Raw genomic sequence first — 11904 nt, 5'->3', positions numbered from 1 at the left:
CCGCTCACCCCGCACGACGGGCATCGGTCCCGGCCCGGCGCGCCCCCGCGCCGCCGGGATCAGCCGATCGGCACCCGGCTCGCGCGGAGCCGCGCATCGAGCTCCCGCAGCGCGGGGGCATCGATCTCCACCTTCATCGCGGCGACCTCCAGCAGGGTCATCGCTCCCGCCATGCGCGACATGTGCGGATTGTCGAGGAACGGCAGGGCGTCCAGCACGACGGCACGGACCGCGTCGTCCTCGAACAGCTCACGGATCGTCGCGGTGGCCACCAGCGACCCCTCGCCGAGATCCTCGGCCGTGGGCGCGGCGGTGAGCCCGCGCTGCACCTGCTCCCATTGCGCCCCGATGAGCAGGTGCGCGGTCGTCACCGGACCCTCGGCGGGAAGGCCCAGCCGTTCGTACTGCTCCGGGGGCGCATCGCTCGCCCGCATCTGCTCCACGAGCAGCGTCGCCATCCGCAGCTCCAGCTCGTCGTCCCGCAGGGGTCGGTCCTGGGTCGGGTCGGTCTCCAGGTCGAACAGCAGGGTGCCGTACGCCCACGGGCTGCCGAACGCGAAACCGGGGACCTTCAGCACGGGCGCGCCCTTGGTGAAGGAGAACCCGGGATGCAGCTCGGCGCCGTGCAGCTCGGACGGGGCGAAGCGTCCGCCCATGTGGGTCGTCATGAGCGTGTAGTCGTAGAGCGGTGCGTTCGAGGGGTCCGCGCACGCGCGCATGTACACGTACCGCCCGTCGGTCACATTGACATGCCCGCCCGCGTTGCCGAACAGGCCGGCGTGCCTCACCGGCTCGTCATGGGCGACGGTGCCGGCGAGCGCGCGGCCCTGCATGTCCGGCGTCGCGGCGAGCCCGAAGAAGTCCAGCAGCGTCGGGGCGAGATCGATCGTCTGCACGAGGGCGGCGCGCCGCTCCCCGGCGACGCCGGTGCGCGGGTCCCACACGAACAGGGGGATGTGGATGTTCTCGTCGTACCAGGGCTGGACGTTCTTGCCCCACCAGTTGTGCTCGCCGAGCAGGAGCCCGTGGTCCGTGCAGACGATGAGCATGGTGTCGTCCCACAGGCCCTGCTCGTCCATGACGTCGAGCACCCGGCCGAGGGACGAGTCGCACATCGTCACGAGCGCCATGTACTCGTTACGCAGCTGCTCCACCTCGGCGTCGTCCTCGATCACGCGGCGGTAGGCCGGCCAGTCGAAGCTCGGCCCCTCGTAGCCGGCGTCGTAGAGCCGCCGGTACTGCTCGTAGCTGAAGAACGGCTCATGGGGATCGAACGCCTCGATCTGCAGGAACCAATCGTCCTCCTGGGCGTTGGTGCGCAGGAACTCGATCCCGGCGTCGAAGGTGAGGGTCTGGGGGTGATCGGCCTCGTCCTGCAGATGGGCGCGGTTGATCCAGTCCTGCCGCCAGACCCGGTCGCTGCGGCGCACCACGGTGTCGGGGATGTCGGGATCGGCGACCTGTCCCTTCCAGGCGTCGCCCTCCTGTCCGCGGAAGAACTCGAAGGTCGAGAACCGCCCGTGGTAGGTCGCCCCGCCGTCTCCCCAGTAATGACGGTTGTCGGTCACGAGATGCGTATGGACGCCGGCGTCGCGGAGCATCTCGGGGACGGAGTCGTCGAACGGCTCCAGCGGTCCCCACGAGCGGTGCAGGAAGTTGTATCGCCCGGTGTGCAGCTCGCGCCGAGCGGGGACGCAGGGCATCGATCCGGCGTAGCAGTTGTCGAACGTCGCGGTGCGCTCCATGAGGCGGGAGAAGTTCGGGGCGACGACCTCGTCCGCGCCGTACGGCGGCAACAGCTTGCGGTTGAGGGTGTCGTACATGACCATGATGGCTTTCATCGTTCTTCTCCTTGATCCGTCTCCCGCCCGGGATCGCCGGGCTGTCGTAGGGGTGGGGGGGTCAGTCGTCCGCGTCGTCCTCGGCCCACCAGCGCACCGACATCACCTTCGGGTCGAGGCTGAGGCGCTGGACGGCGCGTTCGAGCAGCGCGGCATCGGCGTCCGCGCGGGCGAGCAGGTCGGCGTGGACGACGACCCGCGAGTTCTTGGCGTTGGAGGAGCGCAGAGAGCGCAGCGTCAGCTCGGGACGACTCACGGCCTGAAGGACGAGGGCACGCACGCGGTGCTCGCTCTTGTCGGTGGTCTTGGCCTCGAGGACGTACTCGACGGGGCGGACCGGGCCGTCGTCGTCCTCCGCGGGCCCGTCCTCGGCCGGTCGGCGGCGACGGTTCACGAGCCGACTCACCGGGCGCATCAGGGTGTTCGCCCCGACGACGGATGCGGCGCCGACCAGGGCGAGGACGAGTAGGCCTGCACCCGCCAGGGATCCGATCGCCGCGGCGCACCACAGGGTCGCGGCGGTGTTGAGGCCGCGGATGTTGAGGCCCTCGCGGAGGATCACGCCGGCGCCGAGGAACCCGATCCCGGACACGACCTGGGCGGCGACCCGGGTCGGGTCCGCGGTCACCCCTTCGAAGCCGTAGGCACCGAGCACGACGAACAGCGCCGAGCCGCCTGAGACGAGCGCGTTCGTGCGGATGCCCGCCATCCGCGACCGCCACTGGCGTTCGAGCCCGATCGCCGCCCCCAGCAGGATGGCGGCGGCCACCCGCAGGGCGAGCTCGAGCGTCTGCATGCTCAGATCCATGGTGTCCGGTCCTCGTCCGCGCTCAGGCGGCCTCGATGCGCGCCTGCGCCTCCGCCTCGAGCAGACGGCGTCGCTCCGCGCGGCGTTCCTGCTGCGCGGCGGGGTGCGGCACGGGCGCGGCCATGAGCAGACGACGCGTGTACGCGTGGTCCGGATCCGAGGTGACGACCTCGCCGCGGCCGAACTCGACGATGTCGCCGCGGTACATGACGGCCACCCGGTGGCTGACGTGGCGGACGACAGCGAGGTCGTGCGACACGAAGAGCAGGGCCACGCCGGTGCGCTCCTGGATCTCGATGAACAGGTCGAGGACGCGGGCCTGCGTCGACAGGTCCAGGGCGGAGACCGGCTCGTCGCACACGATGAGCCGCGGCGCCAGGGCCAGGGCCCGGGCGATGGCGATGCGCTGACGCTGCCCGCCGGAGAACTCCCGCGGGAGCCGGGCGCCCGCGTCCTCCGGCAGTCCGACCTGGCGCAGCAGCTCGGCCACGCGCTCGCGCGCGGCGTCACGGCGCACGCCCTGGACCTGCAGCGGCTCGGCGAGGATGTCCTCGATCCGAAGCGCCGGGTTCAGCGACCCGTACGGATCCTGGAAGACGACCTGGATGTCGCGTGCGAGGCGGCGACGCTGAGCGCGGGGCGCACGGGTGATGTCCGCGCCGTCGAAGCGGATCGCGCCGCCGGTCACCGGGGCGAGACCGAGGATCGCGCGCCCGAGGGTCGTCTTGCCCGACCCGGACTCGCCGACCAGGCCGACCGTCTCTCCCGGACGGATGTCCAGCGAGACGCCGTGCAGGATCTCGACGGGCGGACGACGGAATCCCTTGCGGGCATAGGCGACGCGGAGGTCGCGGGCCTCCAGCAGTGGAGCGGTCACAGCACGGCCTCCTTCTGTGCGGCGGCGGACGAGGCGGCGTCCGCTCCGGTGGGGACGTCCCCGTCCGAGTAGTCCGGGCGGGCCGGGCCGCCGTCGAGGATCGAACCGAGGAGCATCCGCGTGTAGGGATGCCGCGGGGCGTCGAAGAGGTCCGCCACGGACCCGGCCTCGACGACCCTGCCCGTCTGCATCACCACGACGCGGTCGCAGAGGTCCGCCACCACGCCGAAGTTGTGGGTCACGAGCATCATCGCCATCCCGCGCTCCCGCTGGAGGTCGCGGAGGATGTCGAGGATCTCCGCCTGGACCGTGACGTCGAGCGCGGTCGTCGGCTCGTCGGCGATGACGAGGTCCGGCTCCCCCGCGATCGCGCCCGCGATGAGCACGCGCTGGGCCATGCCGCCGGAGATCTCGTGCGGATAGGAGTCGAACACCCGCTGCGGGTCAGCGATCCCGACTCGTTCCAGCAGCGCGAGCGCCCGAGCCTTGGCCGCCGCGCGGCCGAGACGGGAGACCACCACGAGCGGCTCGACGAGCTGCGCGCCGATCCGGTACGCCGGGTCCAGATTGCTCATGGGCTCCTGCGGGATGTAGGCGATGCGGGTGCCGCGCAGCCCCACGGCGCCGGTGCGCGGATCCAGCTCCCTGTCCTCGAACAGGATCCGGCCCCCGGTGACTCTTCCGCCCGGCGGCAGGAGTCCCAGGATCGAGAAGGCGGTCTGCGACTTGCCCGACCCGGACTCGCCGACCACGCCGAGGACTTCCCCGGGACGGATCGAGAACGACACCGACTCCACCACCGTCTTCGCCGTGCCGTCCCGACCGGGGTAGCCCACGGACAGGTCCTCGACGCGCAGCAGGGCTCCCTCCGAGGCGTCCTCCGCCACGACCGGCGCCTCGACCGTGCGCACCGCGGTGGTCGACGCCGTCGGCGCAGGCGCCGACGGCGCGGCGGCGTCGGTCCCCTCCAGCGCGTCCCGGACGGCGTTCCCGAGCAGGACGCAGGCGGCGACGAACAGGCCGATCGCCAGCCCCGGCCAGATCAGCATGGCCGGCGCCTTGTACATGGCCGCGAACGCGTCCTGGAGCATGCCGCCCCAGGTGGGGGTGTTCGGATCGCCCAGGCCGATGAACTCCAGGCCCGCCTGGATCACCACGGCGATGCCCGCCACGAAGGCCGCCTGGATGATGATCGGCGCGCGCACCGCCGAGAGCACGTGACGAGCGATGATCGCCGCGTCCGAGAGCCCGGACACGCGCGCCGCATCCACATAGAGCTCGTTCTTCACGCCCATCACGAGGTTGCGCACCAGACGGTAGAACTGCGGCGCCACCATCACGCCGAGCACCGCCATCGTGACCAGCGTGTTCGGGCCGATGACGGCGAACAGCGCGACGAGCACGATCTTGCTCGGCAGGACCAGGACGAGGTCGGCGATCCAGCTCGCGACGGTGTCGAACGTGCGGCCGACATACCCGGCGAGGAGCCCCACGGTCACGCCCAGGAGGACCGAGATCACCACGGTCACGGCGGCGCCCGCGAGGGTGAGCTGACCGGCGACGAGCAGCCGGCTGAGCACATCGCGCCCGGAGGCGTCGGCGCCGAGCAGATGACCCGCCGTGCCCGGGGGGACATTCGCCGCAGTGATGTCGACGAAGGCCGGGTCGTAGGGGGCGATGAGCCGGGCGATCGCGCTCAGCAGCACGATGAGGGCGATCGTGACGAGCGAGGCGGCGCCGAGCGGGTTGCGCAGGACGGCCCGGAAGGCGCTCGGACGCTCGCGGCGGCGCCGCGCGGTCGTGACGGACTGGGTGGTCGGGGTCGTCATTGCACACGCACCTTCGGGCTCGCCCAGCCGTTGACCAGGTCGATGAGCAGGTTCACGACCACGACGACGACGGCCATCGTCATCACCACGGCCATGACGATCGGGATGTCGCCCCGCAGCGTGGCGTTCAGCGCCAGCATGCCGAGGCCGGGGATCGCGAAGACCTTCTCGATGACGACGGAGCCGCCGATCATCGCGATGAACTGGAGGCTGAGCACGGTCATCGCCGGACCCAGGCTGTTGCGCAGGATGTGACCCGTGATCACCCGCCGCTCGGGAAGGCCGCGCGAGCGCAGGGTGCGCACGAAGTCCTGGCGGGAGACGTCGAGGACGGATCCGCGGATCTGCTGCGCCGCGCCGGCCACGCCGCCGATCGTGATCGCGATCACCGGGAGGGTGATCGACAGCAGCCAGCCGGAGACCGATTCGCGCGGCTGGACGAACCCGGTCGCGGGAAACAGCGGCACGCTGATCGCGAGGGCGACGACGAGGACGAGCGCGACCCAGAAGTTCGGCAGCGCCACGCCGACCACGGAGACGACCTGGACGACGCGATCGACCCATCCCCGCCGGATCGCGGCGATCACGCCGAGGACCACGCTGATCACGGCGACCGCGAGAAGCGAGACGACGACGATCGACAGGGTGACCCCGAGCCGCGAGACGACCGCGTCGGAGACGGACTCCGCCGTGAACCACGAGCGTCCGAGGTCGCCCGTGACCATCTGGCCGAACCAGGACCCGTACTGCACGAGCAGCGGGCGGTCGATGCCCAGCTCGGCGGCCTTGGCCTGCACCTGCGCCTGGGTCGCCTCCGGGCCGAGGATGCTCCGGGCGATGTCGGCGCCGCCGGCGTACATGAGCGCGAACGCGACGAAGGAGATCGCCACGACGAGGACCGCGCCGGCGAGCAGGCGTCTCAGGAGGAATGTCAGCATGTTCGGATCCCTTCCGGGCGGGGCCCGGCCGTGCGCCGGCCGGACCCCGCGGCCGTTCAGCTCGCGGGCGCGTAGCTCGCGAGGTAGGGGACGTTGCTGCCGAGCTGCATCTGCGTCGACGTCCGGGCGTCCGTGAGCTGGATGACGGAGGTGAACACCCACACCCCGAACCACGCGTTCTCGGTGACGTACTCGTTCACCGCCTGGTAGGCCGCGGTCTGCGCGTCTCCCGTGGTCGCCTGGATCTCGGTGAGCAGCGCCTCCAGCTCCGGGGTGGTGGTGTGCATCGGGTTCCACGCGCCGTCCGGTGAGATCATTTTGAAGATGTCGCGCCACGGGTGGCCGGAGCTGGAGCCGAAGGAGGCGATGGCGTACTTCCCGCCGAGCAGGTCCCCGACGAGGTTCTCGGAGGACACCTTGTCCCAGGTGACGGTGATCCCGACGTCCGCGAGCTGCTGGGTGACGTACGGCTGGGTGAGATCGCCCTTGACCTCGGGCATCGTGATCTCGAAGCCGTCGGGATATCCGGCCTCGGCCAGCAGCTTCTTCGCCTTCTCCGGGTCGTACGCGTAGGCGTCGTCGAGCGCTCCGACGTATGCCGGGCTGTCGGGGTTGAAGATCTGCTGCGACGCCGCGCCGCTGCCGCCGAAGATGTTCTTCACGATCGCGTCGCCGTCGACGGCGTGGTTGAGGGCCTGGCGCACGCGCACATCCCCCAGCGCCGGAACCTGCTGTCCCGCACGATCGAACACGATCAGTCCCAGCCAGGTGACCTGCGCCTCGTTGATCGTCAGCCCTGCCGCCTCGGCCTCGGTGCGCACGCTCGCATCGACGTCCGCGGTGTTCACCTGGCCGGACTTCAGAGCGTTCAGGCGGGCGGTCACGTCTTCCATCGGCTTCACGACGACCTTGTCGTACGGGTAGGCGTCCGGGTTCCAATAGTCCGGGTTTCGCACATAGCTGTACTGACTGCCGCGGATCGTGGTGTCCGCATCCAGGAGGTAGGGTCCGGATCCGACCGGGACGGTGGCGAACGAGTCGGTTCCGAACGCGGCCGGCGACGCCATGGCACCGGCCACCAGGCACAGGTAGTAGGTGAAGGCCGGATCCGGCGCGCTGAGGCGGATCTCCACGGTCAGGTCGTCGACGACCACGACCTCCTCGACGAGCCCCACCATGTACACGGCGACGCCGGTGCCGGCCTGGAGGTGCTCGATGTTCGCCTTCACGGCCGCCGCGTCGAACGGCGTCCCGTCGCTGAAGGTGATGCCTTCGCGCAGGGACAGCGTGAGCACCGTGTTGTCGTCGTTGTAGGAGAACTCTTCGGCCATGTTCGGCTCGATCTCACCGGTCGGGGTGTAGCGGAGCAGGGTGTCGTAGACCGGCTGCCAGTACTGCACCTGGAACCCGGTGTCGAGCTGGCCGGTGTCGAACGATGACACGTCCTGACGGGCGGCGACCGTGAGCGTCTGCGCGCCGCCGGCGTCATCGCCGCTCGCGGCCGCTCCCCCACCGCATCCGGCGAGCGCCAGCACGGCGCTCAGGGCGAGGGCGACTCCGCCCGCCCGCTTCCTACCTGACCATCGCATGAAGACCTCCTTGTCGACACTGCCGCTGTGGCGAAGGCGAGAGGGTGCTCGGCCTTCGCGCTAAAATTACCGTGCACATGGTCGGTTTAGCAAGGATCAGATCTCGACGCTCCACCGCGGGCCCGCCGATCCCGTCCCCTCGCGCACCGATCGCTAGTGTGTGAAGGCACCCACACCGGGACCACCCGGCGAAAGGACATGACATGGAGGCCGCAGCGGAGTCCGCCGCGCCGCGCAAGCGCCGCAGCCCCAAGGGGGAGGCCCGTCGGCAACGGATCCTCGACGTCGCGCGCACGATCTTCTCCGAAGGCGGCTACCACTCCGCGTCGATCGCCGACATCGCCGCCCGCGCGGGGATCTCCCAGGCCGGACTCCTGCACCACTTCCCGTCCAAACCGGAGCTGCTGCTGGCGGTGCTCAATTCCCGCGACGCGGAGGCCGTGCGCCAGTTGCGCGATCGGAACCTCACCGGCGTCGCCTATCTCAACGAGTATCTGCGCACGCTCTGGGACCACGCGGCCGATCCGGTGCTCGTCCAGCTGAACGCGATGATCTCCGCCGAGGCCCTCGCCGAGTCCCATCCCGCGCACGACTACTTCGTCGAGCAGCACCGGGTGCGCCTGGCCGACTTCACCCGGAGCATCGAGGAGACGTTCGACTTCGACGCGATGCCGCCCGGCGTGACCGCGGAGACCGTCGCGCGATGGGCCATCGCCCTGGCGGAGGGCATGCGCCTGCAGATGCTGTACGAGGACGCGGGGAAGGTCGATCGCTCCGGGACCCTCGCCCTCTTCTTCGAGTCCTTGCGCCCGTACCTGCGCGATCCGGAGCCGATCACCACGCCCGGGGACGAGCCGGTCGGCCCCCGCTGAACCGTCGAACGGCGGCGGCCCCGGGTCAGCCCCGGCGGACCGTCGCGTGCGGGATGCGGCGGGTCATCACGCGGATCGCCTCCGGGTTGGTGTCGACGAGCACCGCGTCGCGCCCGAGAGCCGAGGCGACCGCGCCGGTCGTCCCGCTGCCGGCGAAGAGGTCCAGGACGCGGTCGCCGGGGCGGCTCGACGCCTGCACGATCCGACGCAGGATCCCCTCCGGCTTCTGCGTCGGATACCCCGTCTTCTCCCGGCCCGTCGTCGGCACGATCGTGTGCCACCAGACGTCCGTGGGGAGCTTCCCGCGTTCGGCCTTCTCCGCGCTCACGAGGCCGGGGGCCATGTACGGCTCGCGCTCCACGTCGTCCGCGTTGAACACGTGCGCGCCCGGGTTCTTCGCATAGACGAGGATCGTGTCGTGCTTGGTGGGCCAGCGCGTGCGGGGCTTGGCGCCGTAGTCGTAGGCCCAGATGATCTCGTTGAGGAACTGGTCCCGCCCGAACACCGCGTCCAGCATCACCTTGGCGTAGTGCGCCTCACGGTAGTCGAGGTGGAGGTACAGCGTGCCGTCGTCGGCCAGGAGCCGCCACGCCTCCTCCAGCCGGGGCACGAGGAAGTCGCCGTAGTCGTCGAAGCGGTCGTCGTAGGTGTGCAGCAGCTCGCGCACCCGCTCGTACCGGTGCCCGTGGAAGCCGTGGTTGACCTCGCGCGCCGTCCCGGCCGCCCGCGCCTCCGCCTCCGGTCCGGGGTCGCGGAACCTGTCCGGCGCGGCGGATCCCGCGCCGGTGACCGCCGGGGCGGCCGCTCCCCCGCCGCCCGTACCCGGCTCCCCGGCACCGGCTCCTCCGGGCGGGACGTCGGCGCGGCGCGCCGTCACCAGGTGCCGTTCCTGCGCGCGACCCGTGTTGAACGGCGGATCCAGATACGCCAGCGTGAACGCCCCCGAGGGCAGGCCGGCCGCGACCTCCAGGCTGTCACCCTCGACGATCTCCACGGCGCCGAGGCGCGGCGGCGCCGGCTCCGTGGCGGGATCCGTCCGGACGCTCGTCACGGAACCCGGTTCAGCCAGGCGTCGGTGGCGAACTTCGACGCGACGAGCGCCTCCGCCTCCGCGTACTCGTCCGCGGAGATCGTGCCGTCCTCCGCCGAGGTGAGCGAGCGGAACGTGTCGATGAAGCGCTGGATGATCTCCGCACGCGTCCGGCCGGTCTGCGTGCGCAGCGGGTCGACCCGCTTGGCGGCCGAGGCGGTCCCCTTGTCGCTGAGCTTCTCGCGCCCGATCCGCAGCACCTCGGTCATGACCTGTCCGTCGATGTCGTACGAGAGCGTGGCGTGGTGCAGCACGCCGCCGTTGGCGAGGCGCTTCTGCGCCGCACCCCCGATCTTTCCGCTGGGTCCGGCGATGTCGTTGAGGGGCTGGTAGGTCGCGTCGATCCCGAGCGACCGCAGCGCCTGGAGCACCCAGTCGTCGAGGAACGCGTAGGAGTCGGCGAACGTCATCCCCTGCACGAGCGAGGCGGGCACGTAGAGCGAGTACGTGATGATCTGGCCCGCCGCCATCAGCATCGCCCCGCCGCCGGAGATGCGCCGCACGACGTCGAAGCCATGCCGCGCCGCTCCCTCGGGGTCCACCTCGTTGCGCAGGGACTGGAAGGACCCGATCACCACCGCGGACTGGTCCCATTCCCAGATCCGCAGCGTCGGACGCCGCAGCCCCGCCCCCACGCGCGTGGTGAGCACCTCGTCGAGCGCGAGGTTCATCCGCGGCGAGACGGCGTCGTCGTGCACGATCTCCCAGTCGAAGTCTCGCCAGCCCGGCGCGGTCACCAGGGCGCGACGCACGGCGGTGCCCACCGCGTCGGGCGTGAAGCCCAGCAGCTGCGCGCCCGCGGGGAGCGCCGCGCGCACGGCCGCGGCGATCCCGGAGGCGTCGGTCTGCGTCGGCAGGCCGGTCACCGCGGCGTTGATCGCGTCCAGCGCGGTGTCCGGCTCCAGGAAGAAGTCCCCGGCGAGCCGGAAGTCGACGATGGTGTCGTCCTCGACCTCGAAGTCGACGACGACGAGCTTCCCGCCAGGGACCTTGTATTCTCCGTGCACGGATCCAGCCTACGGGTGCGGCCGCGGCCGCGCCCCGTCGGTCGCCGTCCGGGAGGGCGGGTCAGCGGGCGGGGATCCGCACGTTCAGCCAGGCCAGGATGTCCGCACGCACCTCGTCCTGCTGCAGCTCGTTCAGGATCTCGTGCCGCGCGTCCGGATAGACGAGGGTCGTGACGTCCGTGAAGCCGGAGCGGGTGCGGTACTCCTCCGCGAGCCGGTGCACGCTGCGGGGCCCGCCGACCGGGTCGTCCCTGCCGACCAGGAGCAGCAGCGGGACGTCGGCGCCCGCCCGCCCGACGAGATCCTTGCCCGGACGGCCGTAGAGCCGCGCGGCCTCGATCGGGCCGAAGAGCTTCAGCAGCGGCTCCTGGGTGGTGAGGGGGTCGGCGGCGAAGTCGGACCACACCTCGGGGTCGCGCGACAGCCACTCCAATCCCGTCGCCCCCGGCGCCTTCCAGCGCGCGTTGAGGGGCAGGGAGTTGAGGAACCGCGGCGTGCGCAGGGCCGATCCGCTGAGGATCACGGCGTCGTACGCGTCCGGATGATCGTTCAGCAGCATCTGGGAGAGGAAGGAACCCCAGGAGTGGCCGAGCAGGACCAGGGGCAGGTCGGGGTTCTCCGCGCGGATCAGCTCCGTGAACTGCCACTCCGCCGCGACGGCCGCGCGCATCCCGCCCGGGCCGAGCCGGCCGAGACGATCCGCGCTGCCGTGCTGCCGCATCCCGGTGCGGCCGTGCCCGCGGTGATCGTCGGCGTAGACCGTGAACCCGGCGGCTGTGAGGGCCTCGATGAGCGCGCCGTACCGCCCGGCGTGCTCGCCGACGCCGTGCAGGAGCTGGACCGCCGCGCGCGTCCGGTCCGTGCGTGCCGGATGGACGTCATAGACGATCGCGATGCCGTGCGCGTCGGTGAACTCGGCGGTGCGGGGCTCTGCCATGCCCCGAGTCTACGGAGCGGGCGCCGGTCGTCCGACTCGCGGCGTCACGCGACGGCGCGCTCCTCGAGGCCGCCGTCCCGCACCGCTGGGTCCTTCGCCGCCGGCGAGCGCCGCCC

10 protein-coding genes are annotated in these 11904 nt (G+C 71.3%); 1 reads left to right on the top strand and 9 read right to left on the bottom strand.

Annotated elements, in window-relative coordinates; translation table 11 throughout:
* Positions 1–59: 59 nt before the first annotated feature.
* The 6 genes from MR1_RS16880 to MR1_RS16855 all read right to left on the bottom strand — a co-directional run bounded on the left by MR1_RS16880 (position 60) and on the right by MR1_RS16855 (position 7882).
* Entirely contained in the window at positions 60–1841 is a 1782-nt protein-coding gene (locus MR1_RS16880) for a sulfatase (RefSeq protein WP_067249669.1), read from the bottom strand.
* A gap of 61 nt (positions 1842–1902) precedes the next feature.
* Positions 1903–2649, bottom strand: coding sequence for an MgtC/SapB family protein (locus tag MR1_RS16875; RefSeq protein WP_217996243.1), 747 nt, complete (start codon positions 2647–2649; stop codon positions 1903–1905).
* 22 nt (positions 2650–2671) lie between these two features.
* A complete protein-coding gene (locus MR1_RS16870) occupies positions 2672–3526 on the bottom strand; it encodes an ATP-binding cassette domain-containing protein (protein WP_067249665.1) in 855 nt (284 codons plus the stop codon).
* The gene (locus tag MR1_RS16865; RefSeq protein WP_084344843.1) at positions 3523–5355 is read right to left on the bottom strand and encodes a dipeptide/oligopeptide/nickel ABC transporter permease/ATP-binding protein; all 1833 of its coding nucleotides are present in this window, start codon (positions 5353–5355) and stop codon (positions 3523–3525) included. Before MR1_RS16865 ends, MR1_RS16870 begins: the two co-directional genes overlap by 4 nt.
* On the bottom strand, positions 5352–6293 hold the full coding sequence (locus tag MR1_RS16860; protein WP_067249662.1) for an ABC transporter permease: 942 nt from the start codon (positions 6291–6293) through the stop codon (positions 5352–5354). Before MR1_RS16860 ends, MR1_RS16865 begins: the two co-directional genes overlap by 4 nt.
* 56 nt (positions 6294–6349) lie before the next feature.
* A complete protein-coding gene (locus MR1_RS16855) occupies positions 6350–7882 on the bottom strand; it encodes an ABC transporter substrate-binding protein (protein ID WP_084344841.1) in 1533 nt (510 codons plus the stop codon).
* A 203-nt stretch (positions 7883–8085) separates the two neighbouring features.
* Between MR1_RS16855 and MR1_RS16850 the strand changes: the two genes are divergently transcribed.
* Positions 8086–8754 (top strand): TetR/AcrR family transcriptional regulator, encoded by a 669-nt coding sequence (locus tag MR1_RS16850; RefSeq protein WP_067249655.1) that lies wholly within the window; start codon positions 8086–8088, stop codon positions 8752–8754.
* Between the two features lie 25 nt (positions 8755–8779).
* Here the strand turns inward: MR1_RS16850 and MR1_RS19890 are convergent, their stop codons facing one another.
* The 3 genes from MR1_RS19890 to MR1_RS16835 all read right to left on the bottom strand — a co-directional run bounded on the left by MR1_RS19890 (position 8780) and on the right by MR1_RS16835 (position 11788).
* Entirely contained in the window at positions 8780–9805 is a 1026-nt protein-coding gene (locus tag MR1_RS19890; RefSeq protein ID WP_255218184.1) for a DNA-methyltransferase, read from the bottom strand.
* Positions 9802–10851, bottom strand: a complete 1050-nt coding sequence (locus MR1_RS19885) for a lipoate--protein ligase family protein (protein WP_067249652.1) — start codon at positions 10849–10851, stop codon at positions 9802–9804. The genes MR1_RS19890 and MR1_RS19885 overlap by 4 nt, the downstream gene beginning before the upstream one ends.
* A 61-nt stretch (positions 10852–10912) precedes the next feature.
* Positions 10913–11788: an alpha/beta fold hydrolase gene (locus MR1_RS16835; RefSeq protein ID WP_067249649.1), complete on the bottom strand. Its 876-nt coding sequence runs from the start codon at positions 11786–11788 to the stop codon at positions 10913–10915.
* Positions 11789–11904: the final 116 nt, after the last annotated feature.

Source organism: Microbacterium resistens NBRC 103078, from assembly GCF_001552355.1.
Taxonomy (GTDB): domain Bacteria; phylum Actinomycetota; class Actinomycetes; order Actinomycetales; family Microbacteriaceae; genus Microbacterium; species Microbacterium resistens.
Note: the sequence above shows the minus strand (reverse complement) of the source record. Positions and strands in the feature narration are given on the sequence as shown.